The 25,899-nt window shown below is 32.9% G+C and carries 23 protein-coding genes and 2 tRNA genes; 16 read left to right on the forward strand and 9 right to left on the reverse strand.

The annotated features are described in order from the left end of the window. Positions 1-227 precede the first annotated feature (227 nt). Together nuoN and AAGD53_RS02145 are read left to right on the forward strand one after the other, a co-directional pair. Complete coding sequence (gene nuoN / locus AAGD53_RS02140) at positions 228-1,691, forward strand: NADH-quinone oxidoreductase subunit NuoN (RefSeq protein ID WP_410521111.1); 1,464 nt, start codon at positions 228-230, stop codon at positions 1,689-1,691. Positions 1,692-1,693: 2 nt separating this feature from the next. Then, positions 1,694-2,434, forward strand: coding sequence for a biotin--[acetyl-CoA-carboxylase] ligase (locus AAGD53_RS02145; protein ID WP_341762065.1), 741 nt, complete (start codon positions 1,694-1,696; stop codon positions 2,432-2,434). A gap of 142 nt (positions 2,435-2,576) precedes the next feature. Here AAGD53_RS02145 and AAGD53_RS02150 read toward each other — a convergent pair whose 3' ends face one another. After that, entirely contained in the window at positions 2,577-3,305 is a 729-nt protein-coding gene (locus AAGD53_RS02150) for a 3-deoxy-manno-octulosonate cytidylyltransferase (protein WP_341762066.1), read from the reverse strand. A 160-nt stretch (positions 3,306-3,465) separates the two neighbouring features. Between AAGD53_RS02150 and AAGD53_RS02155 the strand changes: the two genes are divergently transcribed. The 10 genes from AAGD53_RS02155 to AAGD53_RS02200 all read left to right on the forward strand — a co-directional run bounded on the left by AAGD53_RS02155 (position 3,466) and on the right by AAGD53_RS02200 (position 11,174). Beyond that, a tRNA-Lys gene (locus AAGD53_RS02155) sits at positions 3,466-3,541 on the forward strand. Between the two features lie 125 nt (positions 3,542-3,666). Beyond that, positions 3,667-3,743: transfer RNA gene (locus tag AAGD53_RS02160), tRNA-Ile, on the forward strand. A gap of 16 nt (positions 3,744-3,759) precedes the next feature. Further along, entirely contained in the window at positions 3,760-5,232 is a 1,473-nt protein-coding gene (locus AAGD53_RS02165; protein ID WP_341763103.1) for a hypothetical protein, read from the forward strand. A 23-nt stretch (positions 5,233-5,255) separates the two neighbouring features. Beyond that, on the forward strand, positions 5,256-5,828 hold the full coding sequence (folE, locus tag AAGD53_RS02170; RefSeq protein WP_341762203.1) for a GTP cyclohydrolase I FolE: 573 nt from the start codon (positions 5,256-5,258) through the stop codon (positions 5,826-5,828). A gap of 15 nt (positions 5,829-5,843) precedes the next feature. Then, positions 5,844-7,154 carry a proline--tRNA ligase gene (gene proS / locus AAGD53_RS02175; RefSeq protein WP_341763104.1) on the forward strand — a complete coding sequence of 437 codons (1,311 nt, stop codon included), beginning with the start codon at positions 5,844-5,846 and terminating at the stop codon, positions 7,152-7,154. Between the two features lie 221 nt (positions 7,155-7,375). Next, complete coding sequence (locus tag AAGD53_RS02180) at positions 7,376-8,062, forward strand: hypothetical protein (protein WP_341763105.1); 687 nt, start codon at positions 7,376-7,378, stop codon at positions 8,060-8,062. Positions 8,063-8,101: 39 nt separating this feature from the next. Then, entirely contained in the window at positions 8,102-9,115 is a 1,014-nt protein-coding gene (locus AAGD53_RS02185) for a COX15/CtaA family protein (protein WP_341763106.1), read from the forward strand. Positions 9,116-9,344: 229 nt separating this feature from the next. Beyond that, positions 9,345-9,653, forward strand: a complete 309-nt coding sequence (locus AAGD53_RS02190; RefSeq protein WP_341763107.1) for a transcriptional regulator — start codon at positions 9,345-9,347, stop codon at positions 9,651-9,653. Then, positions 9,650-9,928 (forward strand): helix-turn-helix domain-containing protein, encoded by a 279-nt coding sequence (locus AAGD53_RS02195; protein ID WP_341755153.1) that lies wholly within the window; start codon positions 9,650-9,652, stop codon positions 9,926-9,928. Before AAGD53_RS02190 ends, AAGD53_RS02195 begins: the two co-directional genes overlap by 4 nt. Positions 9,929-10,064: 136 nt before the next feature. After that, positions 10,065-11,174 (forward strand): RluA family pseudouridine synthase, encoded by a 1,110-nt coding sequence (locus tag AAGD53_RS02200; protein ID WP_341763108.1) that lies wholly within the window; start codon positions 10,065-10,067, stop codon positions 11,172-11,174. Here AAGD53_RS02200 and ppdK read toward each other — a convergent pair. Together ppdK and AAGD53_RS02210 are read right to left on the reverse strand one after the other, a co-directional pair. After that, complete coding sequence (gene ppdK, locus AAGD53_RS02205) at positions 11,147-13,792, reverse strand: pyruvate, phosphate dikinase (protein WP_341763109.1); 2,646 nt, start codon at positions 13,790-13,792, stop codon at positions 11,147-11,149. The two genes, AAGD53_RS02200 and ppdK, sit on opposite strands and share 28 nt — an antisense overlap. Before the next feature lie 326 nt (positions 13,793-14,118). Further along, positions 14,119-15,600: a hypothetical protein gene (locus AAGD53_RS02210; RefSeq protein ID WP_341763110.1), complete on the reverse strand. Its 1,482-nt coding sequence runs from the start codon at positions 15,598-15,600 to the stop codon at positions 14,119-14,121. 291 nt (positions 15,601-15,891) lie between these two features. Here AAGD53_RS02210 and truB point away from each other — a divergent pair, with 291 nt between their 5' ends. The 3 genes from truB (at position 15,892) to pnp (ending at position 19,652) form a co-directional block, all read left to right on the forward strand. Then, complete coding sequence (gene truB, locus AAGD53_RS02215; RefSeq protein WP_341763111.1) at positions 15,892-16,812, forward strand: tRNA pseudouridine(55) synthase TruB; 921 nt, start codon at positions 15,892-15,894, stop codon at positions 16,810-16,812. 257 nt (positions 16,813-17,069) lie between these two features. Then, positions 17,070-17,339, forward strand: a complete 270-nt coding sequence (rpsO, locus tag AAGD53_RS02220; RefSeq protein WP_341758004.1) for a 30S ribosomal protein S15 — start codon at positions 17,070-17,072, stop codon at positions 17,337-17,339. 66 nt (positions 17,340-17,405) lie between these two features. Then, positions 17,406-19,652: a polyribonucleotide nucleotidyltransferase gene (gene pnp, locus AAGD53_RS02225; protein WP_341763112.1), complete on the forward strand. Its 2,247-nt coding sequence runs from the start codon at positions 17,406-17,408 to the stop codon at positions 19,650-19,652. An 81-nt stretch (positions 19,653-19,733) separates the two neighbouring features. Here pnp and AAGD53_RS02230 read toward each other — a convergent pair whose 3' ends face one another. Together AAGD53_RS02230 and AAGD53_RS02235 are read right to left on the reverse strand one after the other, a co-directional pair. After that, positions 19,734-20,720 carry an N-acetylmuramoyl-L-alanine amidase gene (locus AAGD53_RS02230; RefSeq protein ID WP_341763113.1) on the reverse strand — a complete coding sequence of 329 codons (987 nt, stop codon included), beginning with the start codon at positions 20,718-20,720 and terminating at the stop codon, positions 19,734-19,736. 107 nt (positions 20,721-20,827) lie between these two features. Continuing rightward, a complete protein-coding gene (locus AAGD53_RS02235) occupies positions 20,828-21,562 on the reverse strand; it encodes a lysophospholipid acyltransferase family protein (protein WP_341763114.1) in 735 nt (244 codons plus the stop codon). Positions 21,563-21,782: 220 nt separating this feature from the next. Here AAGD53_RS02235 and trpS point away from each other — a divergent pair, with 220 nt between their 5' ends. After that, entirely contained in the window at positions 21,783-22,772 is a 990-nt protein-coding gene (trpS, locus tag AAGD53_RS02240; RefSeq protein ID WP_341763115.1) for a tryptophan--tRNA ligase, read from the forward strand. 252 nt (positions 22,773-23,024) lie between these two features. Here the strand turns inward: trpS and lpdA are convergent, their stop codons facing one another. From lpdA to AAGD53_RS02260, 4 genes are all read right to left on the reverse strand, one after another. Continuing rightward, on the reverse strand, positions 23,025-24,422 hold the full coding sequence (gene lpdA / locus AAGD53_RS02245; protein ID WP_341763116.1) for a dihydrolipoyl dehydrogenase: 1,398 nt from the start codon (positions 24,420-24,422) through the stop codon (positions 23,025-23,027). Between the two features lie 196 nt (positions 24,423-24,618). Then, positions 24,619-24,756 carry a hypothetical protein gene (locus tag AAGD53_RS02250; protein WP_341763117.1) on the reverse strand — a complete coding sequence of 46 codons (138 nt, stop codon included), beginning with the start codon at positions 24,754-24,756 and terminating at the stop codon, positions 24,619-24,621. A 6-nt stretch (positions 24,757-24,762) separates the two neighbouring features. Further along, positions 24,763-24,861 (reverse strand): AbrB/MazE/SpoVT family DNA-binding domain-containing protein, encoded by a 99-nt coding sequence (locus AAGD53_RS02255; RefSeq protein WP_341763118.1) that lies wholly within the window; start codon positions 24,859-24,861, stop codon positions 24,763-24,765. Between the two features lie 329 nt (positions 24,862-25,190). Continuing rightward, on the reverse strand, positions 25,191-25,880 hold the full coding sequence (locus AAGD53_RS02260) for a methyltransferase domain-containing protein (RefSeq protein WP_341763387.1): 690 nt from the start codon (positions 25,878-25,880) through the stop codon (positions 25,191-25,193). Positions 25,881-25,899 lie beyond the last annotated feature (19 nt).

A 25,899-nucleotide genomic window follows, 5' to 3' on the forward strand; every position in this document is an offset into this window, starting at 1 on the left:
GCGAAGCTGTTTTTTAGAGTAACGCTTCGCGTATCTTAGATTGCCGCGTCGCCGCTTGCAGCGGCTTCTCGCAATGACGGTTTTTTGGCTAAAACCTTTCCAGTTTAGCTATAATATCAAGAACTTACTCGGGAGTTATATAATTGAATATTTTTTACTATTCGTACTTAGTGCTAGCGATTTTATAGTATATATTAGATTTATATAAAAACTTAGAAACTTGCAATATGACAGACCCAATTTTTAAACAATTTGTAATTATTTTACCTGAGATAATGCTGACCTTACTAGCTTTGTTTTCTCAGACATATGCCGTGTTATTTAGTACAAAAACTAAAGCCATTAGCAATACTCAGATATTACTATCAGCAATATTACTTATTGTTGCTTTTCAACAGTTGCAGTACCTTGCTTTACAAGGTTCAGATAATGATATAATAGCTTTTCATAATTCTTTTGTCGTTAATCATTTTACTGTTGCTTTTAAATTCTTTGTTTTATTATTTTCAATAATGACTATGATAATTTATCATGCATATTGTAAAATTACTGGGGAGGAGTTTAAAACAGAATTTATAACCTTAGTGCTGCTTTCTACTGTTGGTGTTTTTATTACTATATCAGCCCGTAATTTTTTACTTTTATTTGTTGCTATGGAGTTACAGGCACTGGTAGCCTATGTATTAGCTGGCTTTAATCTGAATAATATTAAAGCATCAGAAGGAGCGTTAAAATATTTTATCCTTGGGTCTTTGATTAGCTGCCTAACGTTATTTGGTATTTCCTTTATTTATGGATTTGGCGGTAGTTTAGATTATAGTAATATTTTTGAGAAATTGAATCATTCACCACAGCCAAATATTGGTTTAATAGTGGGCTTAGTGCTTTTTTTAAGTGGTATCTTATTTAAATTATCAGCTGCTCCTTTGCATAGTTGGACGCTAGATGTATATGAAGGGTCTCCCATTCCTTCAATTACCTATTTCTCTGCTGCCACAAAAATTGGTAATGTGGTGGTATTATTAAATATAATGACTATGGTAATTGGGGATTATAAGCAAATTTCAGTTGATCTAATAAAAATCACTGCGATTTTGTCTATGCTTATTGGGGCAGCTGGTGCTATTAGACAAACCTCCCTCAAAAGGCTAATGGGTTACAGCACTATTCTAAATATTGGCTATGTGTTAATGGCTATTTCTTTTCATACTCCTTACGGTGATAGAGTAGCCTTACTATATATGGTTATTTATGCTGCTTCTGTCACTGGCTTTTTTGCTTGCCTAATTAATCTGCTAGGTAAAAAATCAGATACGGCAACTTTTGATGATATTAAAGGTCTTGCTTCTACCCGTAAGGCGTTAGCTGCTGGGATTGCGATTATCATGTTCTCTATGATAGGCATTCCACCACTGGCAGGATTTCTTGCGAAATACAGCGTTTTCTATCAGGCTATTATAGAGAAACAATTTACTCTAGCATTTATAGCTATTGGCACAAGTGTTGTAGCGGCTTATTATTACCTGAAAATAGTTAAGTTTATGTATTTTTTTGAGGCGGATAAAAGTTTGAAACGAGTTTTAGTACCAACACCTAAGAGCTTAAAATTTATATGCTATTTGATTATTGGAGTTTTATTGCTACTGTGTGTTTTTATCCAGCCATTTGCTGATACTATGGATGGTTTATAGCTATGTCGTGGCAGGAAAAATATAATCTACTAATTTTTGATGAGATAGATAGTACCAGTTCTGAAGCTATTAGGATGGCTAAGGATTGTCCTGATAAAAATTATGTAATATTGGCAAAAAATCAGACAAAATCGCGTGGAAGAAATAGTAGAATTTGGCATTCTAGTCTAGGGAATTTGCATGTTAGTATATTATTAAATCATAAGATTAATCTTAGCTATATTCCGCAATTATCTTTTGTTATGGCTATTGTTGTTTATAAAACTATCAATTCTTTGACCACTAGATCAGAAAATTCTATTAAATTAAAATGGCCCAATGATGTTTTGATAAATGACAAGAAAGTATCGGGTGTATTGCTTGAGTCTATTAGTATAAATGATAATAATTATCTCATTATAGGTGTTGGCATAAACGTTAAGAGAAGTCCTTTAAATATTGATCAATTGGCAACCAATTTATCCGATGAGAGTATAGAAGTAAAAGATCTAGAATATTTATTAGAGCTTCTCATGATTAACTTTGAAAAATATTTTAATAGATGGAAACAAGAAGGGTTTAGTAAAATAAGACAATATTGGCTTAAAAGAGCTTATAAGTTAGGTAAGATGGTTACTGTAAATGATGGAAACACAAAAATTTCAGGAATTTTTAAAGACATAGATGAGAATGGGAGCATAAGGATTCAGCTTGCTTCAGGGCAGGTTTGTTGCATTAATTATGCTACGGAAATAATTTATTAACCCCTAATTCGCGTTGATAGACGAAGATTAAAATTATGAAGTGCTAGGAGTCGAAGGGTCGAGGTGCTAGGCGTACATTTAGTACGTGGCTACCTACGATCCCTGAAGACGACAACGCAATTCTTGATTTTAATCGAGTATATTAACTGATATTTTTTTGATAAAACTCTATAGCCTTGTTTAAATCCTCTATTGTATCAACAGAGATAGGAATATTGTTAACATAACATACCCCTATGGACATGTTATTTTGTAATGCTCTTAGTTGTTCAAGTTTTTCGCTTAATTCTAAAGTTGAAACAGGTAAGTTTATGAATTTAGTTAATGCTTCTTTGCGAAACCCATACATTCCTACATGATATAGAAATTCTTCTGCACCGTGTGGAATGAGATTACGAGAAAAATACAAAGCCTTATCATTATGGTCAGTAATAACTTTGACATTACTATGACCATTTACGGCATCTATACCAACTTTTACTACTGGGGTCATAATATCATGGCTACTGGACTTTAGGCTTTCAATAACTTTGATAATTGATTCCGGTTCAACAAAAGGCATATCACCCTGTACATTCAGGATATAATTAATATGGTGATTGTTAGGGATTAGCTGAAATGCTTCGTATACACGTTCGGTACCAGTTTGACATTCTTGGTTTGTCATAATAAATTGTCCACCGCAATCAGTAACTTTTTTAGCTATAGTTTCTGAATCAGTTGCCACATAAATATTTTTTAGTTTGGTTAAATATACTTGCCTAAGAACACGCTCAATTATTGAGGTTCCTCCTACAAGTTGTAGAGGCTTTTTGGGAAGTCTTACTGAATCAAGTCTTGAAGGGATAATAATTGCAACATCAGAATGCATAAGTTACCATATGACTATATTTACTAAAATTTAAGTGTTGACAACACAAAATAATTGTTGACAACATAACCTTTTTAAACGATAAAGTAAAGCTTATTATATATGGCTCTTAAGCATGGACTCCCGCTTTTTGCTAGGAATAACATTGAGAGCGTATTTAGGGCTCGTAGCTCAGCTGGTAGAGCACTTGACTTTTAATCAGGTTGTCCCGGGTTCGAATCCCGGCGAGCCCACCACTTTAGGGTACTTAAAACCATAAACATATTCGCGTATGTTGGGTTTATAATCCCAAGTGAAGCCAGCTAAAAAAGTATATCTGATGCATGACACTGCTAACACTTGAAATGTTAAGGGTATTAATGGGTTTGTAGCTCAGCTGGTTAGAGCACACGCCTGATAAGCGTGAGGTCGGAAGTTCAAGTCTTCTCAAACCCACCATTCGTAAGTATTCTTTATGAATCTTGAGAATATAATTCCACAATTAAGCCGTAATAAGTTAGCTATTTACTGGCTTGGAAATGGTATATTTTCGCTTGCTCTTGCTGGGGTGTATTCAATAATATTGGTAATGCTCCGCACTCCAATGTTAATTAACTTATTTTCAAATACAGAAATTTTCCGTTCAGCTTTGGTTATTCATGTTAATTTATCAATCCTAGTTTGGTTGATGTCAGTTACAGCATGTGTTTGGAGCTATAATTTAGAGTCGACTACTTTCAGCATAGCATGTGTAATAATAGCATTTATTTCTACTGCACTAATAGCTTTATCACCATTTTGTGGTCAAAATTTTCCTGTAATGAACAATTACATACCAATGTTGGAGAATATAATATTTATTCTCGGAATTAGTTTGTTTGGTGTATCTGTATTGTTATTTGCCTTATATACATTATGGAACTGTTGCAAAATATCTTATTTTAAATCTTATTTTAACTCCCTCATTAATTTTACTATCCTTTCTACCGTAATAATGTGGGTGTTAGTATGGGTATGTTTTATTTGGTCTTATTGCCAATTACAAGAAATTATTAAACTTGTACCAGTCGATATAGAATTTTACTATGAATTGCTTTTTTGGAGTGGTGGGCATTTATTACAATTTATTTACACGCAAATTTTGATATTAGTAATGACAGTGTTATTCCATGCTTGGATAGGTAAGGAATTAAGATTTAAAAAACTGTACCTTGCACTATTATATTTAAATTTTATTATAAGTATTGCAGCTATTAGTGGACACTTATTATATGATATTATAGATGCTGAATTCAAAGAATATTACACTAAACAAATGAAATATGGAGGAGGAATAGCACCGGTTTTGTCTTTGATAGTAATGTTTTATGAGTTAGTTACAGTTAATCCGACTAACATTACTCCGTCATTGCGAGGAGATACTTTAGTAGCGACGAAGCAATCTAGAACATTGATTAGAAATGGATTGCTTCGTCGTGCTTATGCACTTCTCGCAATGACGGACACCAGTTTACTATGGATAAATACTAATAGTCGGGTTAATTATATAAAGACAACCATAATTTGCTCCAGTATATTATTTCTGTCCGGGGGATTTATTGGTATATTAATTATAGGTATGAATGTTACTATTCCTGCACACTATCACGGTTCAATTGTTGGGATTAGTGTAGCTTTTATGGGTTTCTGCTTTCTTCTATGTGACGATAAACAGCAGAAGAACTCATATTTCACAACAGCAATTATAACGATAACTATAGGGCAGATGTTACATATTATAGCTCTGCTCTTTGCTGGTGGGTATGGAGTGCTACGAAAAACACCTTGGGTAGAAATGCCGGTTACCAATAAGTTGCTGATGGGCATCATGGGTGGTGGAGGCGGGATTGCTATTGTTGGTGGCTTGATGTTTGTTATTATTTGTGGTAGAAGGATGTTATTTAAATAATTAGTATAATAAAAATAATGGACTTGCAAAAACCTACTGTAGAAGAAGCCAAAGAGGCAGTTAAAACTTTATTACGATTTATTGGTGAAGATCCAAATAGGGAAGGACTACTAAAAACTCCTGATAGAGTAATAAAAACTTACCAAGAAGTGTTTTCTGGGTATGATAGAGATGTGGAAGAAATATTAACGACTAAATTTTACGATACTTGTAACTTTCAGGATTTCATAGTGCTAAAAGACATACATTTTAATTCATTTTGTGAACATCATATGTTACCGATAACTGGTACGGTAAATATAGCTTATATACCTGATAATTGTATAATAGGTATCAGTAAGCTCGCTAGGATAGTTGATGTTTTTGCTAGGAGACTACAGATTCAAGAAAAGATGACTGTACAAATTGCTGAAACATTACAGAAATATATTAAGCCCCTAGGTGTTGCGGTTAAGATTTCTGCATTACATAGCTGTATGACCCTTAGAGGAGTTATGCAAAATGATAGTATTATGAATACTATGCATTATACAGGTATATATATAGAGCAGCAGAAATATCGCCACGAATTCCTAAATATTATTTCCAAAAAATAATCCAAGGTAAACTTTATGTTACTATCAAAATATTTTTTACCTGTGCTGAAGGAAGAACCAGTGGAGGCACAAGTAGTTTCTCATCGGTTGATGCTTAGAAGCGGTATGATAAGACAGCAATCTGCTGGGATTTATAGCTGGTTGCCGATAGGCTTAAAAGCCCTTAAAAATGTTGAAAATATCGTTCGACTTAATATGAACAAGGTAGGGGCTATTGAAATATTAATGCCTTGTATTCAACCAGCATCTTTATGGGTGGAATCTGGAAGATTTGAGAATTATGGCAAAGAAATGCTAAAATTCCAAGATCGCCATGATAATACGTTATTGTTTGGGCCTACTAATGAAGACATGGTTACTGATATTTTTAGAAATAATATTCAGTCCTATAAGGATTTGCCAAAAAACTTATATCATATTCAATGGAAATTTAGGGATGAAATTAGACCTCGCTTTGGGGTTATGCGTGGTAGAGAATTCTTAATGAAAGATGCATATACTTTTGATATAGATCAAATAAGTGCTGTAAAAACCTATAATCAGATGTATCTAGCCTATATGCAAACGTTTCGTGATATGGGTTTAACTGTAATCCCAGTACTTGCTGATAATGGTCCAATTGGTGGCAATTTAAGCCACGAGTTCCATATTCTTGCTGATAATGGTGAGAGTACAATTTTTTATGATAAAAAATTCCTATCTTTAACAGATCAGGAAAGTTTAGATATTGAAAAATTACAAACCTTATATGCGGCAGCAGAAGAAAAACATGACCCTGATAAATGCCTGTTATCAGAACATGATCTTGCCAGTAGTAAGGGTATTGAAGTTGGGCATATTTTTTATATTGGCACAAAATATGCCAAAGCCATGAATGCTTTAGTAAATAGTAATAATGGTAATCTTGTGCCAGTGGAAATGAGTTCTTACGGTATTGGTATTTCAAGACTTCTAGCCGCCATAATCGAATCAAGTCACGATGATAAAGGGATTATATGGCCTACAAATATTGCTCCTTTTCTAGTATCACTAATAAATTTGAACATACTTGATAGCAAATGCAATGAACTATCACAAAATCTATATGATAAACTTGTGGCAAATAAAATAGAAGTATTATACGATGATACTAGTGAACGAGCTGGTAGCAAATTTGCCACTCATGATCTTATAGGATCACCATACCAAATAATCATTGGTCCTAAAAAAGCTGAAAATAATGTGGCTGAACTGAAAAGTCGTAAAACTGGGAAAATAGAAGATTTGTTTATAGATGCAATTTGTGATAAAATAATATACTCAAATGATTTGAAGAATTGGATTTGAAAATGAATGGTGAGAAGGCGTAGCGTACATATAATATAGTTACGCATGCGAATCCATGATATTTTCAAAAAACAATTCTTTAAAGCAGAAGAGTAGATATCCTGATTAAAAATAGGAATTAGTTATGGATAAAATTTTTTAAAAAATAATGAGTATCAGTATTAGTGGGCTAAAAAAATCTGCTATACTAATAAATTATTATTAATTTAATAAGGTACAATATGACAGTCCAAAATTCATCCAATAATCTAATGAATTTTACAAAAGAACATCAGGTTAAAGATTTTACTCTAGAACAATATACATTCCGTTTTACAAACAAATTTGAATCCTATGTTATTTATTGGTATGGTATTCCAGTAGGGAATGCAAAAAATGGCTTATGTGGTGGTATGTCTTTAGCATCAATCTTATACTATAAGTATAAAATTGTAACACCTAAAAACAACATTACTCCAAGTATAAAAACTGATCCTCAACTATTTACCTTTATAAAAAATTGCCAGGTGGCTAGTCTCACCGTAAAAGCTTTGTTTAATTATTTTAGATTTATGTTTACTGCCAAAAGTACTGATGCAAAAGAATTAAGTAATCAGTATCCTATTATTATGCAAACAATTGATACAGATACTCCTGTCTTAGTTGGATTAATTAGAGCAAAAGCAAGTTTTTTTAATCCTAAAACATGGTTAAATATAATTCAACATCATCAAGTAGTAGCATATAAATATATATTACAAGAAAAAACGATAACTTTTCATATATATGACCCAGATAGTCCTGGATCTGATATGACAATTACCATAGATAGAGATAACTTAGACATCACAGCTATTGGTTGGCTTAACCCAATTTACACCTTATTTGCGATTAGTTTTAATTATAATAAAAAACCGCCTGTTGTATAATAGTCTTCAAAATTATACAGAGCATTGAGTTTATGTTTTATGTCACAAATACTAGTAAAGCGTTGGTTGGTGGTATGCTGCTGCATGGTAATATTTATGATTTTTTTAGGAGGTCTCACTAGGCTTACTGATGCTGGTTTATCAATTGTTGAATGGAAACCGGTTTCAGGTGTCGTTCCCCCGCTGGGTAATGCTGACTGGCAGGATGAGTTTGCTAAATATCAACAATCTGTCGAATATAAGCAAAAAAATACTAATATGACTCTTTCAGAGTTTAAATTTATTTTTTGGCTTGAATTTATTCACCGTTTTGCTGGCAGAGTAGCAGGTTTGTTGTATCTAGTACCATTACTGTATTTTTTTGTACGTGGACGGATTGATACAAGGTTACTGCCTGTATATTTGGCGATATTGTTATTATTTGCAGTCCAAGGATTTATGGGATGGTATATGGTGAAAAGTGGTCTAATTTTGCAGCCATATGTAAGTCATTTCCGTTTAGCTTGTCATTTGGTTATTGCAGTTATTATCTATAATTTACTGTTCTATCAGTTGATGAAAAATAGCTTTGATATTTTACTAGTTGAACGGACAATAAGTTTAAATTTAGCAAAATTCTTTTGTATATTAACTATTATTATAGTTTATATACAGATTTTTCTAGGTGGTCTAGTTGCAGGTCTTGATGCAGGGCTTGTATATAATAGCTTTCCGTTAATGGGGAATAGTTTTATACCTCAAGAAATAGCTTTTAAACTATTGAGTAGAGATAGTTTAAGTGATGCTGTTTTTGTTCAGTTTATCCATAGAATTGGAGCGTATATTGTTTGTACTAGTGTTGGTTTGTTGGTGTTGAGTCTAATAAAAACCAAGCATCCTAAATTAAACAAAGTTGCTTATTATATTGTTGGTGTACTGATATTACAAATGTTAGCTGGCATAATTACCATTTTATATTCAGTACCTATGTTAATGGTCTTAGTGCATCAGATTTTTGCTATTATACTATTATCATGTATATTATGGGGGTATTTTTTGTTAAAGAGTGCATAGACCTATTACATAATTCTACTTTTGCTAATAATACCATTTCCGAAAACTAATCATCACGTCGTCGTACTTCATGATCTCCGCTCCTCACGTACTAGTATGTACGCTCCGGTGCTCGACACTCGTACTCCTAGTGCTAATTTAGTTTTGGGAAATGGTATAACTTGGGGTTCAACCTAGCATTTGCTAATAAAATAATTGATTTTATACGGCAATGACGTATTATATAGTGATGGAATATATTGAATCCCCTTTATTTAGTAAGTTATTAAGGTCCTATTTTACTGATGATCAATATGCTGCATTTCAATGGGAATTATCTCTACATCCAAAAGCAGGCGATTTGATACCTAGAAGTGGAGGACTTAGAAAGATACGATGGTCTACTAAAGATAGTGGTAAACGAAGTGGAGTTAGGATTATTTATTATTATAAAATGGAAGAAGAGCAAATATGGTTATTAACCATTTATGCAAAAAATGAAACTGAAAACATATCAATTGGTATTTTAAGAAAAATTAAGGAAGAATTAGAATTATGAAAGCAAAAAAAAGGGATATAGGAGCAGAACTTTTATCAGCTATCAAAGATATAAAAAAAGGAAAAGGTACAATAAAGACAATAAAAAGTAATAATGAGATAATAAATATTAGGAAACAATTATGTTATTCACAAAAAGAATTCTCAGAATTAATGTGCATTAATTTAAGAACATTACAGGAATGGGAACAAGGAAGACGTAAACCCCGTGGTTCAGCTATATCTTTATTAAGAATAGTACAAAAACATCCTGAAATTTTTCTTGATTTAAACTAAGGAGAAGGGAGTGTACTCGTTTAACCATACGCCTCAATTATGTTCGTAAAGCTAATAAATAAAAGGTTATTAAATAGTAGGGTATTAGCCAGTTACCTAAATCGCCCTGATTAAATAGCGTATTAATGTTCTCATTATGGCAATATTAAATGTAGATATAGAACTGCCTTGTAGGTTGGATCGTTACTTGAAGAAATTATATCCTAGCCTTACCCAAGGGATGGTTGAGCGTGCCTTAAGGTTTAAACAGATAATGGTTAATTCTTGTAAGGTAGCGGCAAATTTGCGAATAAATGCCGGTGATCAAATTTTTATAGAGGATAGTTTAAATTTAGAACCTCAAAAAGCTTCTGATAGGGTTTTTTCGAGTTCGGTAGTTATACTAGCCGGTAAGTTAATGAAGGATTACCTAGTTTATCAGGATGAGTGGCTTATAGCAATTAATAAGCCAGTAGGTCTTGCAACCCAAGGTGGTAGCAAAATAAGCCTATCTATAGATGATGCACTACAATATTTAAATAGCCAAGGGACAGATTTTAAACTAGTACATAGGTTAGATAAAGATACTTCAGGTATATTACTAATCGCGAAAAATTATGCGAGTAGTATAAAATTAATGAAAGGCTTTAAGGAAAAGAATATTCAGAAAACCTATATTGCCGTAGTTTTAGGTAACCTTCCGCAACATGAAGGAGAAATTAGTGGTATGATAGGGAAGAATAGGGGAGGGGTGTATGAGACTGTGCAAAATGATGAGGAACATGGCAAATTAGCCGTAACTCGCTATAAGGTGCTTAAGAATTTAAATATAGCTAACCCGACTAATATTACTCCCAATTCACAGACGTCATTGCGAGAAGCTACTTTAGTAGCGACGAAGCAATCTAGGAAAGTGATTAGAAATGGATTGCTTCGTCGACTTATGTCTCCTCGCAATGACGCCAGTTTATTATGGCTAAATGCTAATCGGGTTAGCTGTAATGGTTTGACCAATAAGGATTTAACGCTGGTTGAGTTCACTCCTCTTACTGGCAGAATGCATCAACTTCGATTTCATGCGAAAATGCTGGGTTGTCCCATAATAGGTGATACAAAATATGGCACTCAAGAAGCAATAGCTTTATCCAAGGAAATGCTACTACATGCCAAAAGAATAATCTTACCGGAGAAAATATTTGGTAAAGAAATAATAATTAATATAGATTTACCTGGATATTTTTACCCACATCTCTTTATTTCCGCTTGAGCTGCAGCAATCCTTGCGATAGGAATACGGTATGGTGAACATGATATATAATGCAAACCAATTTTATGAAAAAACTCTATAGAATCAGGATTGCCCGCATGTTCTCCACATACGCCAAGTTTTAATGTAGGGTTGTTTTTTAGCCCACGTTGTATAGCAATTTCTATTAACTCACCAACCCCTTCCTCATCCAATTTACTAAAAGGATCAAATGCAAAGATTTTTTTTTCCAAATAGTCTGGAAAAAATGACGCTACATCATCTCTAGAAATGCCGTAAGTTGTTTGGGTTAAATCGTTGGTACCAAAGCTAAAGTAATCTACCTGCTTGGCAATTTCTCCAGCTTTTAAAGCAGCTCTTGGTAGCTCGATCATAGTACCAAGAGTAAAATCAAACTTATATTGGTTAGTATTCTCCATGTCAATGATCACATCTTGTATATGTATCTTTAAAGCTTTTAGCTCATTAACATCACTGATTAAAGGAATCATTAACTCTAGAACAATATTTATATTTTCTTCAATTTGCAATTCTCTGATAGCAGTAAAAATTGCCATTATTTGCATTTGATAAATCTCAGGATAAGAAATACCTAGGCGACATCCTCTATGTCCAAGCATGGGGTTCACTTCATATAATGCATGCAAACGTTGTTCCACAACAGATAAAGGTAGATTCATAATATCTGCTAAGTTTCTTTTATCAATCTCTGTTGTTGGCAAAAATTCATGTAAAGGAGGGTCAAGCAGTCTTATATTTACGGCTTTACCATGCATAATTCGAAATAATGCCTTAAAATCTCGAATTTGCAAGGGCAATAATTTATTTATCGCATGTTTTCTCCGTTCTATATCAGGAGCAATTATCATTTCTCGTACTAATGGAATTTTATCAGGGTCAAAAAACATATGTTCTGTTCTGCATAGTCCAATTCCACATGCTCCAAATTTCATGGAAACACCAGCGTCTAAAATAGTTTCAGCATTGGCTCTAACTTTTAAAGTAGCAAATTCATCTGCCCAATCTAGAATTGTTTGAAATTCCTTAGTAAAACTAGGCTGAATAAGTGGGACTTCCCCTAAAAAGATTTTTCCTGTTCCACCATCTACAGTTATTAAGTCACCATAATTAATAATAGTTTCCCCTATTTTAAAGAGCTGTTTTTTTTCATCTATTACCACATCACTTGCCCCGCAAACACATGGTTTTCCTAATCCTCTAGCGACTACAGCCGCATGTGATGTCATCCCACCTCTAGCTGTAAGAATACCGGCTGAAACATACATACCATTTATATCTTCAGGACTAGTATCATGGCGTACCAAAATCACTTTATGGTGATGCGACATTTTTTCTGCATCATATGGAGAAAAAACTACTATACCAGTAGCAGCCCCAGGAGATGCTGGTAGTCCCTTAGCAATGGGGCTTAGAGTATTGCTATAATCAATAGCCGTGTGCAAAAGCTGAGTTAGCGATTCCGGATCTACACGCATTATTGCTTGTTGTTTAGTAATCAGTCCTTCTTGTACCATATCCGTGGCAATTTTAATACTGGCTAAAGCTGTTCTTTTAGCAGTACGTGTTTGCAAGATATAGAATTTACCGTCTTCCACGGTGAATTCTATATCTTGTATATCTAAGTAATGTAGTTCTAACTTCTTACAAATTCCCTGTAATTGATCAAATATTTGTGGCATAACTGTTTGCATTGAGCAGTCAAGATTATGATCGTTTGACATAATAGGGCTTGGGGTTCTTGTCCCTGACACTACATCTTCACCTTGGGCGTTTACTAGATATTCGCCAAAAAGCTTATTTTCACCAGTTGCAGGGCAACGTGAAAATACTACACCTGTTGCAGAATTATTGTTTTGATTACCAAAAACCATTGACTGTACATTAATCGCTGTACCCCAATCATTGGGTATATTATGTAGCTTTCTATAAGTTATTGCTCTATCACTTGTCCAAGATTTTAATACGGCTTTTATTGATTCTTCTAGTTGTGTATATGGATCAAAAAACGATTCACCACAATGATTAAAGATTATCTTTTTAAATTCTTCAACTATTATTCTTAGGAAATCCCCAGTAATTTCATTTTCTTGATAAATATTACATTTGCTCTTATGCATTTCAAATGCATTCTTAAATAATCCGTTTGAAACGGATAATACTGTTGATCCGTACATTTCTAAGAATCTTCGGTAGCTGTCAAGAGCAAAAATTTCATTTCCAGTACTGGATAGTGCATTGCAAACTTGATCATTATACCCAAGATTAAGTATAGTATCCATCATGCCGGGCATAGAAGCTCTTGAGCCTGAACGGACGGATAGTAGTAGTGGATTTTTATGATTTCCAAAAATCTTACCAGTAGTATTTTCTAAATTTTTAACAGCTACCGCTAAGTCCTTATTAAAATTTTCAGGCAAATTGTAATTATTTTTATAAAAATAATTACAAAGTTCTGTGGTAATAGTAAAACCATCAGGAATAGGTAAATTTAAGTTAGACATCTCAGCAAGACCAGCTCCTTTACTACCAAGTATGTCTTTCATTTGGGCATTGCCTTCCCCGTCGTTAGTACCAAAATAATAGATCCATTTGTTCATAAATACCGAAACAATTTCTAATATATACTCAAATGATTTGGAGAATTGGATTTGAAAATGAATGGTGAGCAAGCGGAACGTACATAATAGTATAGTTACGCATGCGAATCCATGATATTTTCAAAAAACAATTTTTCAAAGCAGATAGAGTATAGCTATTATATAATATGGCTAGATAAGCTGCAATGTTTAAATGCCCTGTACTAGAAGATATCTCATCACTCAAGTCTCCCAAGTCTCTTGATTTCTAGTTGATCAAATTTTGTACCACTCAATAAGAATTCATTAAAATCAAGTTTCTGTTTTTTAGCTTTTGATAATCCTGCCTACTTATAAATACTGGTATATTCAGGAATTTTTATTAATTTCTTTTTAGCATAATACTTTATTAATTTTCCATTAATTAGTTCAATGATTATTTCCGCTACAGCTTCTTGATTTTCTTGTGAAATATGAATTTTCTTGAATTTATCATTATTACGTAGCCCAGCTTTATATGCTATACTATCCTTTTTTAAGTTGCTAACTATCTTCTGAAAATTTGTAATATCAAACCCATAATCATTTATAGCAATTTTTTTATAATGTAATTTTGAGTTATTTAAGAAATTACTTAAATCAAAATTACCATATTTTACAAATTTATTAACTGTACGTTTCAAGTTATTTTTGGTAATATTGTTAATATATTGCATCATAATTGAGGTAGTGAATTTCTCTTTTTTATTATGAGTATGATTTGCCACTATTGTTTTTATAAGATTATCTAAACTAAACTGAGTATTAGTTAGATTTTGTATTTTTATATCTAGTACAGATGCTATTATATAGCCTCTGTCATATGCTAACTCGCTAGCTAGAGCATTATCCCAATATAATTTTGATATAGTTTCATTATCAAATAATAAGTAAGGAGAGGTATAATATTTTTGTAAAATCTTGTTATAGTTTTCTAAATATTCTTCAAATGTTACAATTCCATTAGTTAAATTAATCTTGTCAGTAAAATATTGTGTAAATCCTTCTGTAAACCACTTATATAGTGTTTCCTCTTTTTCCTTTATCAGAGTATTGCCTATCCACTTATGCAAATTTTCATGTGCCAGTAGGTGCTTAATATTAAAATCATTTACATTAAACTTCTCAGGTAATAGATACAGAACAGTATTACCACCAATTAAAGTACCATAGAAACTATTATGTTTTCTATGGTTATTTATGAATACAAACAAATTATCATTATTCTTTGTTTCAAAGAATCTCTCTTGAGCATTTATTATTTCATACAAAAGTTTTGTTAAGCTTTCCTGTGATTTGGTATCTATACTAAAAAATATTATGTTGTTACCCTTATAATTTACATTTTGTAAGATACTATGGTTTCCAGATATAGCAAATCCCTTTGAAATTAAGCTATCTGCAGTAAGATTAAGCTTTTGTATTTTATTAGCAGCAATATTGCCAAAATTAGTAAATACATCATTATGACTAGCAAATTTAATATCTACATCTATACTTTCGCCATTTGTATATAATTTGGGGCATATTAAGGCAAACTTATATAAAAAATAAAATCCTTGGTCGATTATGTAAGTATAGTAGTTTGATCCAAGTTTTGCTTGAGTATTCAATATATCATACCATACAACAATCTTTTGATTGGGTTTATGCGTTATTTTATTAGTATTTTTTATAAAAACACCATTTTCTACATGAATATTTTTTATTTGATTAGACAAATCATGTCCCCAAACTTGATGAGGAATATATAATTCTGTTTGATTTGAATTAGGAGAAGTAAATTCCAACTTAATTCTAAGCTTCTTATCCTTAGGAAAATGATAAACCTCATATGATAAGCTACCAAAAGCTTTGCTAATAAAAAAAACAAAGATGCATATTGCAAGTATCTTTAAGTTTACGTTTAATATATAGTTAGCCTATCATTTCTATTTTATCATAACATTCTATATATACAATATATATTTTGATATACAAAGTGCTTTTTTGTAAGAAAAATAGTGTTTTTTTCATAGGATAGGATTATTCTAAGATTTAAATTACTCTTATGCTAACAATATTCGTAAATAACCGAACAAATGACGTTTCACCTTAATAATTGCTGGCTTAATATTTATAAACCTAAAGGCATAAGCTCAGCAAAGCTTGTTTCTATCATTAAGAAAAACCTTTTAGGGGCTAAAGTTGGTCATTGTGGGACTTTGGATGTTGAAGCTGAAGGTGTATTACCTTTGGCAATTGGTGAAGCAACAAAATTAGTGCGAGTTCTAGTAGATGCAAAGAAAACTTACATTTTCACGGTGCAGTTTGGTAGGCAAACTGATACAGCAGATGCTGCAGGTAAAATAATAAAGGTTACTGATAATATTCCCACTTCAATTGATTGCCATAATATATGTAAAAAATTCATAGGTACAATAAAACAACGTCCTCCTGCCTTTTCTGCTATAAAAGTTAACGGTATTAGATCTTATAAATTAGCACGAGAAGATTTGGCAGTAGAATTAACTCCTCGAAATATTGAAATATATAATTTAGAATGTCTTAATTTCAACCACCAAAATAATCAAGCTAGCTATAAGGTTGAATGCTCTAAAGGGACTTATGTAAGGACTCTAGCAGAAGATATTGCTTTATCCTTGCAAAGTTTAGGATTTGTGGTAGAATTACAGCGTACTAAAGTTGGAATATTTACAGCATGCAATGCTATTAAATTAACAGAACTTGATATACAAAAGCAAGAAATGCAACAGTTTCTTGCAGAAAAAGCTATAAAGATTGAAGCAGTACTGGACGACATCCTGGTGCTTGATGCTACTATTGACCAAGCTAAGAAAATCATTCATGGTCAGAAATGCTATTTTGATTATCCTGAAAATATTGAATTAATTTGGATTCGATATCATGGCTCTCTCTTAGCAATTGGTAGCTTGAGTGAAAATTGCTTTAATTCTTTTCGAGTATTTAACCTAACATCAGTTCGATATAAGAATTATTAATTCTTATATCGATACTTGCTTTGTTATAAGGAAAAATGCACTCTTGAAGCGGCTGACGCAAGTGCATTTTAACTTTTTTCATCATTCAATATGTGATTTTAATAATTAAAATCACATATTGAATGGAGTGTTATATTTTAACAATCAGGTGGGCAGCCGCTTCAAACCTGATTGTTTCTATATATAATACTGAATTCGATGTAACTTGTTACATCGAATTCAGGTTAACCTAATAAAAATAAACATGGAGATTAATGATGTCGATTACAGCACAGCGTAAGCAGCAATTAATTACAGAATATGCTACTAAAGAAAACGATACTGGTTCTAGTGAAGTGCAATGTGCAATTCTAACCGAAAGAATCAATAACTTAACAGGGCATTTTAAAACTAATCACAAAGATTTTTCTTCGAGAAGAGGATTATTGATGTTAGTTGGTCGTAGGCGTCGATTGTTGGATTATATCAAGAAGCAAAGTCTAAGCAGATATTTGTCGTTGATTAATAAACTAGGAATAAGAAAGTAAAATAAAGCCCGGTTAAAAAATCAAAAATTTTAGCCGGGTTTTTTGTTCATTAAATAAGGAATAAGAATGTTTGAAGAAATAACTAAAACGATAGAATTAGGTGGGAAACTACTAGAATTAACTACTGGTAAAATTGCTCGTCAAGCTGATGGAGCAGTTATGGTAAAAATGGGAGGAAGTGTCTTATTATGTACTGCAGTGAGTAGCAAAGAAGCAAAAGAAGGGATAGGATTCTTTCCTCTTACTGTACACTATAAAGAAATGGCATTTGCTGCTGGTAAAATACCTGGAGGATTTTTTAAAAGAGAAGGTAAAGGGTCAGAAAAAGAAGTATTAGTCTCACGCTTGATCGACAGACCGATTAGGCCATTATTCCACCCAGCCTTTCTTAATGAAACGCAAGTAATCTGTACTGTTCTTTCATACGATCCTGAATGTAATACGGATATATTGGCAATTATCGGAGCATCGGCTGCATTGGCTTTGTCTAGCGCCCCCTATCAAGATATAGTAGCAGCTAGCAGAGTTGGCTTGATAAATGATCAATTCATATTAAACCCTTCATTTAGCCAATTAAAGACTAGTAAATTAGACTTAGTAGTGGCAGGCACTAAGACGTCAGTTATGATGGTTGAATCTGAAGCCGATCTATTGTCCGAAGAAAAAATGTTGGAAGCTATTGAGTTTGGTCACAAGGCATTACAGCCTGTAATTGAATTGATTAATGATTTAGTAAAAAGTGCTGGGAAACCTAAATTACAGCTTGCCGATTTATTCCCTACTAGCTTAAAGGAACAAATTAGAGGTATCGCATCAGAAGATATTCAGCATGCTTTTTCTATCAAATCAAAACAAGAAAGGGTCTTAGCGGTAAAGCATGTTTCTGATATAATTAAGCGACATTTTGCCGAAGATATTGCTAATAATAATCTTACTAATTCTCAGATTGAGTTCGCTCTTAAAGAAGTAGAATCAGAAATATTACGGCAAAACGTATTAAAGAGCAATATTCGTATCGATGGTAGAAAACCGGAAGATATAAGAAACATAGCTTGTGAAGTGGCTTTGTTGCCAAAAACACATGGTTCAAGCTTGTTTACTAGAGGGGAAACACAAAGTTTAGTAGTTGCAACACTAGGTACTGGTCAAGATGAACAAATTGTTGATAGTTTAGACGAGGAATATAAAGAGCGTTTTATGCTTAACTATATTTTCCCTCCTTATTCAGTAGGCGAAGCAACCCCAGTAAGAGCTCCTGGACGTAGAGAAATAGGGCATGGTAAACTAGCATGGAGAGCCATTAACCGCATGCTGCCAACTAAAGAACAATTCCCTTATTCTATTAGAGTAGTGTCAGAAATTACCTCCTGTAATGGTTCGTCATCTATGGCTACTATTTGTGGTAGTTCAATGGCTCTAATGGATGCTGGAGTACCCATCACAACTCCTATAGCAGGTATTGCTATGGGTTTGATAAAAGAAGGTGATAAGTTTGTAGTATTATCCGATATTATGGGGGATGAAGATCATCTTGGAGATATGGATTTTAAAGTAGCTGGTGGTAAACACGGCATAACCGCATTACAAATGGATATAAAAATATCTGGAGTAACGTTTGAAATAATGAAGCATGTTTTAGTTCAAGCAAAGCTTGGTCTTGTTCATATTTTACAAGAAATGGATAAGACTATTAATAAAACCAATAACCATATTAGCCAGTATGCACCTTGTATTCAAAGTTTTAAAATTGATAAAGATAAAATTAGAGACGTCATAGGACCGGGTGGCAAAGTAATACGCGAAATTTGTGATATGACATCGGCTAAAATTGACATAAGCGACGATGGCAATGTAACTGTTTCGACTATAGGCAAAGAGAAGCTAGATATGGCTGTCGAAAAAATTAAGTCAATTGCTTTTGACCCTGAAATTGGTGGCATATTCAATGGAACTGTTGTTAAAATATTAGACTCTGGAGCGTTTATCAATTATTTAGGTAATCGTGATGGATTCATACATATTAGTGAGATTTCAAAAGAACGTATTGAATCTGTATCTAGTGTTTTAAAACATGGAGATATAGTAAAAGTTAAACTTATTGGTTTTGACAATAAAGGCAAAGCAAAATTAACCATAAAAAATATCGATGCTAAAGTTACTCAGGACGTTATAACTAATCAAAAATCTGAGTCTTATAAAGATAACAGCGATAATAATGGTAATAAACGCGAATCTGCAAAGAAATGGCAAAATAACAAAACAGCCTCCTCTAATGAAGATGAAGTTGTAACTGAGCGTAAGTATTTTAATTAAAACCAAACTAACTCAACTAGCCTCTGTGATATTTATAGAGGCTAGTTGTTTTGTGTGGTTTATTACAAAAATTTGCAGAGATCAACTTTCCGAGTACTGATCTAACACATCTCCAAGTATCATTGAGTCATTTTCGTCCCATATACCACCAAGAGCCTCTTTATTTTCTTTGGTATTATTATGCCACAAGTTTTCCCACAAACTCTTTTGATTTGGATCATTTACAATATCCTGTCCTCGATAATGCAGTTTCATCGATAACATAGCAGAAATAGTTTGATCATCTAGCTTTCCTAGATTCGTACCTTCATTATTTAGTACTTTATATCCTAACTCCTCAAGTTGCTTTTGTATATCTTCAATTGTATCTTTATCTTGCTTACTCTTGTCTTTATAAGAAACTACTACCTCCGGATTTTCTTTCCTTTCCTTAAAGCAATATACACCAAAATTATGAGAGAACCCTTCTTCTTTTGCCTTGGCGAATGTTTGCCATGGAAAATACGGTCCAGGTCCTATTTTTCTTCCAGGAGTCCAATCACTATGACCCAATAACATTTTTGAATCAGAATGTGTATGAGTTGTTAACCATTCTTGCAACTGCATCCCAGCCTTTATCTGTGGCTCGGGATAAGCTTCTAATCCAGTATTTACATAATTAATTCCTACCGAAAAACTATTCATATCATTCTTTAAAATGTTCTCCGGTAAGTGAGGATTCCACTTACTTTGATAGTGTAACCCACCAGGTCCTGCATGGTAAGCCCTACAGGTCACAGGCACAAATTTAAATATTGCCCCATCTTTATCTATAAGAAAATGAGTAGAGGTTCCATTTTTCTCATAAGCATTAAAAGCTGCCTCAACAGTTGGTGATACTGTGTAATTATGAACAGTATAGGGAATAGACTGATCTTTTTTAAATGTTGCATCTGGTATTTCTGGATTTCTTACATTATTACGTAAATTGTAATTATTACATTTCCCTTCTTCAGGAGATTGTTCTGGGTACTGAGTATCCTGATTCTCACGTAGATATCTAAGATTGAATGTTAATTTTTCTTTCATGATATACCTATTTTTAATGATTTTGATACTATTAAACTGCCATGATTAAATAGTACTATTTAATTCTATCCAAGACATTAATATTTGTCTAGATTAAATTTATTGCTTCACAAAGCTTGTTCAAATAATATTTGCTTTTCGGTATTGATTACCTGTTCTATCTTGCTTGTCAATTCTCGAACATCAGATTGTTCTATTTCCTCTACAGGAATAACATTAATAATCTTTACTTGGATTACCCCTGGTTTCTTAATCCAAAAACCTTTTGGCCAGTATACCCCTGCGTTGTGAGCCATCATCACGATCGGTACTTTTGCTAGTGATGCTAATTTTACTGCACTAGGTTTAAATTTAGCATTTTGTTCTGGTCTAAATCTAGTAGATTCAGGAAAAATAACCAACCATAAACCATCTTTTATCTTTTCCTGTCCTTCTCTTAAAATTTGACTAACCGAGATATTAACATTACGGTCTACGGCAATTGGCTTAACCATTTGCAGACCCCAACCGAATAAGGGGATATTAAATAACTCTTTTTTTAATACCCAAGAATGTTCAGGTATAATTAATTGTATAAATACTTGTTCCCAACATGATTGGTGATTAGACAATACTAAAGAAGGAACAGAAGGTAATTTATCTAGACCAGAAACTTGGTATTTTAAACCACAAAAGATTCTAGCCAACCAAATAAATACATAGGAAAAAATAACTCCAATCCTATAACGTATATAATAGTTGACATTAAAAAATGTTACGGGTATGTAACATATAAGGAAGAATGTAATGGTAAATATAGCAAGTAATGCATAAAATGTTAATACTCTTAAACGCCAAAACATGGTTGGTTAATCTTAGTTGTTGATAATTAACGGGTATACTCTTCTGCTTTGAAGAATTGTTTTTTGAAAATATCATGGATTCGCATGCTCACGTACTATATGTACGCTCCGCTTGCTCACCATTCATTTTCAAATCCAATTCTTCAAATCATTTGAGTATACAATAGCATAAAATTACGTCTACATATAGATATAATTAGTAATTATTTGGGGAAATTAAATGAAAAAAACAGCTCTATCTGGAGTTCAAGTGACAGGGGCTTTGCATTTAGGAAACTATCTTGGTTCAATATCTAATTGGCTTAAGATTCAAGATGAGTACAATTGCTTATTCTTTTTAGCTGATTTGCATTCTATTACTATAGATCGCTTACCTCTTGAGCTAAACTCATCCATATTGCAAACTGTTGCTATGTATATAGCAACAGGACTTTTGCCGGAGAAAACCACTATATTTGCACAAAGTATGGTGAAGGAACATACTGAACTTGCTTGGATATTAAATTGCGTTACCCCACTTGGTTGGCTTAAACGCATGACTCAGTTTAAAGACAAAGCTGGAAAAGACCAAGAAAGTGCTGGTTTAGGATTATTGTCTTATCCAGTATTAATGGCAGCTGATATATTATTATATAATGCTGATTGCGTCCCTGTTGGCGATGATCAAAAACAGCATTTAGAACTTACCAGAGATATTGCAGCTATTATCAATAGAAAGTTTAATCAAGAAGTTCTAAAATTACCTGAACCATTAATTCAAGGGTCATCAAGAATAATGAGTTTAAAAGATGGTCGTAAAAAAATGAGTAAATCTGATTCATCTGATTTATCTCGTGTTAATTTAAATGATAGCCGGGATCAAATTTACCAAAAAATTAAAAAAGCTAAAACAGATCATTTAGCTGAAATCAGTTATGATCGTCAAAATAGACCAGAAATCAGCAATTTAATTGACATTTATTGCAGTTTATCTGGTATTAATGTTGAGACAATAGTTGAACAATACCAAAATACTGGTTTTGCTAAATTTAAGGATGATCTAGCTGATATTATCATCACAACTCTGACTCCCATTAATATTCAATATATAGAGCTAATGAAAAACCAAGATTATCTAGTAACTACACTACATGAAGGAGCGGATAAAGCTAGAATTATTGCTTCTAAAACTCTTACTGAAATCAAAAAATTATTTGGTTTTGTTGTGTAAAAACCAATTTACCCCACAATTGTTGAAAGTTAAAAAATCGTCTATTAGCGAGAAGACCGTAGGTCGACGAAGCAATTGTATGACAAGCTTCATGGATTGGCCACGCTCACGTACGTTCGCTCGCTAATAGACGCTTTAAGCCTTACAACAGTACTTCGCTAATAGACGATTTTTTAACTTTCAACAGTTATGGGGTAACATTGAAGGCGTAAGGGCAACATCTTTTTTACCATGTAAACTAAAGTAAAAATCCTAAAAATTAATAGCCCTCTTATCTACAGCTAGAGCCGCCTCTTTTATAGCTTCGCTTAGGGTAGGATGGGCATGGCAAGTTCTCGCTATATCTTCTGAAGAAGCACCAAATTCCATAAATGCTACAAGTTCTGCAATCATAGTTCCAGCACAAGGTCCTATTATATGTGCTCCAAGTACTTTATCAGTTATGCTATCAGCTAATATCTTCACCATCCCATCAGTAGAACCTGTGCTTCTCGCCCGACTATTTGCCAAAAATGGAAATTTACCAACTTTGTAATCAATCTTGGCTTCTTTTAGTTGTTCTTCAGTTAAACCAACACTTGCTACTTCCGGCCAAGTATAAATTACACTTGGAATAAGATTATAATTAACATGACCAGCTAGACCCGCCATAATTTCGACGGCAGCGACAGCTTCTTCTTCTGCTTTATGAGCAAGCATAGGTCCTGCAATTACATCACCAACGGCATAAATATTGGGGATTATTGTTTGGAATTGGCTATTCACCGTAATTCTGTTTTGTTTGTCCGTTTGAATTGCTAATTTATCTAGACCTAAATTTGTTGTATAAGCTTTTCTGCCGACAGCTAATAAAACTATATCAGTAGTAATTTGCTCTACTAAGGAAGCAGATGTTTGTTGTATATTTAAAGTAACTTTTCCTGCTTTTTTTTCAGCAGATAGTACTTTGCTATTCAGTCGCAATTCAATGGATTGTTTTTGTAGGATTTTAGTAAATTGATTAATAATTTCTTTATCTAAAGCTGGGACAATGCTATCAGCATATTCAATAACCGTTACTTTAGAACCAAGCCTATTCCATACCGAACCAAGCTCTAAACCTATATAACCACCGCCAATTACTACCATAGTTTCTGGAACTTTAGGAAGGTTCAAAGCTCCCGTTGATGAAACTATATATTCCTCATCTACAACAATATTGGGTATTTCAATAATATCAGAGCCAGTAGCAATTAAAATATTCTTAGCCGAAATCGACTCAACTGTTTTACCGTTAGTAATTTCCACAAGATTGGCTGAAATAAACTTGGCACTTCCACTAAATTTAGTAATTTTATTTTTTACAAACAAACTTTCTATACCCTTGCATAAGTCTGACACTACTTGACTTTTTTTAGTCATCATTTTTTGTAAATCAAGTTTGGTTGAGGTCATAATACCAATATCAGCACAATGTTTTGATACCTCATTAAATTTTTCAGAAAAATTTAGTAATAGTTTTGAAGGAATACATCCAACATTTAGGCAAGTACCACCAAGCGTTGCCCTTTTTTCTATGCATGCAACTTTCATACCCAGCTGTGCTGCTCTTATTGCCCCTGTATAACCAGCTGGACCACTACCAATTACTATTAAATCAAATTCTTGCATATATTTTCCCTTACTTATAATAATTAATGGTATTATAAACCATAAATATACGAACACTAATAGCTAATTTGAATTTAATTTAATTATTTTTTGATTATTTTACTCACCTTACGCATGGCATTTAAAAGCCATAGGGAGAATAGAGTCATTGCGAGGAGACACTTTGGTGGCGAGGAAGCAATCCAATAAATTAGTATCAATTCCGATCATATCCACTCTTAATGGCTTCATTCATATCTTCGATACTTAATGGTGTTTTTGGTTTGGGTAGTATTCCTTTTAAATTTTTAACTGGCTTATTAATTGGCACTACTATAAAAGAGTCATCTTGCATAATGAACTATAATTTACTACCAGAAGATAAGTGTAGCTTGTTTCTAATATATGATGGGATAGTAACTTGTCCCTTACTTGTAATTGTTGAACAGTGTGCTTTCATAAGATACCATAATTATGTATATTAGTTGTGATTATTATAACCTCAATTTCGGATTAATTTCATTAATCCGAAATTGGAATGAGAAAGTAAACAATCAGGCTTAAAGCGGTTTGACGCCTGATTGTTAAATATTTCATTTGCTAATAATCTTATTTTAAAATAAGATTATTAGCGATAATAGATTAAAATGCATTTGTAGAAGCGCTTCAAGAATGCATTTTTCTGATATTATAGCCAGTTTTGGATTAAAATTAAAAATTTTAATCCAAAACTGAGGTTTATAATAATGTAAGGAGAAAGTAAGAGCAAGCTATAAATACTTATTTTTCCTACTGTTTTAAATTACGAGTTATTTTTATACTATTCTTACTCGGAGAGGCAATGAAGCTGATTATATTAATTTGTTCGGTAAAAGTGTTAGTATCATTGCTTAGAATAGAAAGCATTTGCTTCGATATTATGTTATGAGAGTTTTTTAATAATGCTCCAGATTCTCCAATATTCTTTAGTTCTCTAATGAAATCTAAAGGGCTTTTATAGCTCAGCTGAATATTTTCATAATCAACGATAATTTCTGTGAATCCTGCCTGTCCTAGTAAAGGTGTTACGTGATCAAAATGGATGAAAGGGGAAACATGTTGGAAGTGAGGGCGACTTAATGCTATTTCAGCTTCAATGAATTTCATTCGTAGTTCTTTTAGGCTGTTACCACCGATAAAATTACCAATAAATAGGCCATTTGGCTTTAAAATACGTTTTATCTGTAACAGAAAATTTTGTACATCATTGATCCAGTGTAGACCTAAGGAAAAAGTTATTAGGTCAAAACTAGCTGCCTTAAATGGTAAGTTTTCTTCATCAATTAGTAATTTGGGAGTATGGTCAAACGATTGTAACATAACATTTGATGCACTAGCCGCTACAATTATAGCATAGTTATAGTTCTGCACTAATAGTTTAGTTAGTATACCAGTACGACATTCTAAATCTAAAATATCAGGAAATTCTTTATCAATAATATTTAGACGCTCAATAATA

The organism is Candidatus Tisiphia endosymbiont of Melanophora roralis (assembly GCF_964026575.1).
In the GTDB taxonomy this organism is placed as follows: domain Bacteria; phylum Pseudomonadota; class Alphaproteobacteria; order Rickettsiales; family Rickettsiaceae; genus Tisiphia.

Bases quoted from the DNA above. Each gene is read 5' to 3' on its own strand.
- nuoN (WP_410521111.1), top strand. From the start codon at position 228: ATGACAGACCCAATTTTTAAACAATTTGTAATTATTTTACCTGAGATA.
- AAGD53_RS02145 (WP_341762065.1), top strand. From the start codon at position 1,694: ATGTCGTGGCAGGAAAAATATAATCTACTAATTTTTGATGAGATAGAT.
- AAGD53_RS02150 (WP_341762066.1), bottom strand. From the start codon at position 3,305: ATGCATTCTGATGTTGCAATTATTATCCCTTCAAGACTTGATTCAGTA.
- AAGD53_RS02165 (WP_341763103.1), top strand. From the start codon at position 3,760: ATGAATCTTGAGAATATAATTCCACAATTAAGCCGTAATAAGTTAGCT.
- proS (WP_341763104.1), top strand. From the start codon at position 5,844: ATGTTACTATCAAAATATTTTTTACCTGTGCTGAAGGAAGAACCAGTG.
- AAGD53_RS02180 (WP_341763105.1), top strand. From the start codon at position 7,376: ATGACAGTCCAAAATTCATCCAATAATCTAATGAATTTTACAAAAGAA.
- AAGD53_RS02185 (WP_341763106.1), top strand. From the start codon at position 8,102: ATGTCACAAATACTAGTAAAGCGTTGGTTGGTGGTATGCTGCTGCATG.
- AAGD53_RS02190 (WP_341763107.1), top strand. From the start codon at position 9,345: ATGGAATATATTGAATCCCCTTTATTTAGTAAGTTATTAAGGTCCTAT.
- AAGD53_RS02195 (WP_341755153.1), top strand. From the start codon at position 9,650: ATGAAAGCAAAAAAAAGGGATATAGGAGCAGAACTTTTATCAGCTATC.
- AAGD53_RS02200 (WP_341763108.1), top strand. From the start codon at position 10,065: ATGGCAATATTAAATGTAGATATAGAACTGCCTTGTAGGTTGGATCGT.
- ppdK (WP_341763109.1), bottom strand. From the start codon at position 13,792: ATGAACAAATGGATCTATTATTTTGGTACTAACGACGGGGAAGGCAAT.
- truB (WP_341763111.1), top strand. From the start codon at position 15,892: ATGACGTTTCACCTTAATAATTGCTGGCTTAATATTTATAAACCTAAA.
- rpsO (WP_341758004.1), top strand. From the start codon at position 17,070: ATGTCGATTACAGCACAGCGTAAGCAGCAATTAATTACAGAATATGCT.
- pnp (WP_341763112.1), top strand. From the start codon at position 17,406: ATGTTTGAAGAAATAACTAAAACGATAGAATTAGGTGGGAAACTACTA.
- AAGD53_RS02230 (WP_341763113.1), bottom strand. From the start codon at position 20,720: ATGAAAGAAAAATTAACATTCAATCTTAGATATCTACGTGAGAATCAG.
- AAGD53_RS02235 (WP_341763114.1), bottom strand. From the start codon at position 21,562: ATGTTTTGGCGTTTAAGAGTATTAACATTTTATGCATTACTTGCTATA.
- trpS (WP_341763115.1), top strand. From the start codon at position 21,783: ATGAAAAAAACAGCTCTATCTGGAGTTCAAGTGACAGGGGCTTTGCAT.
- lpdA (WP_341763116.1), bottom strand. From the start codon at position 24,422: ATGCAAGAATTTGATTTAATAGTAATTGGTAGTGGTCCAGCTGGTTAT.
- AAGD53_RS02250 (WP_341763117.1), bottom strand. From the start codon at position 24,756: ATGCAAGATGACTCTTTTATAGTAGTGCCAATTAATAAGCCAGTTAAA.
- AAGD53_RS02255 (WP_341763118.1), bottom strand. From the start codon at position 24,861: ATGAAAGCACACTGTTCAACAATTACAAGTAAGGGACAAGTTACTATC.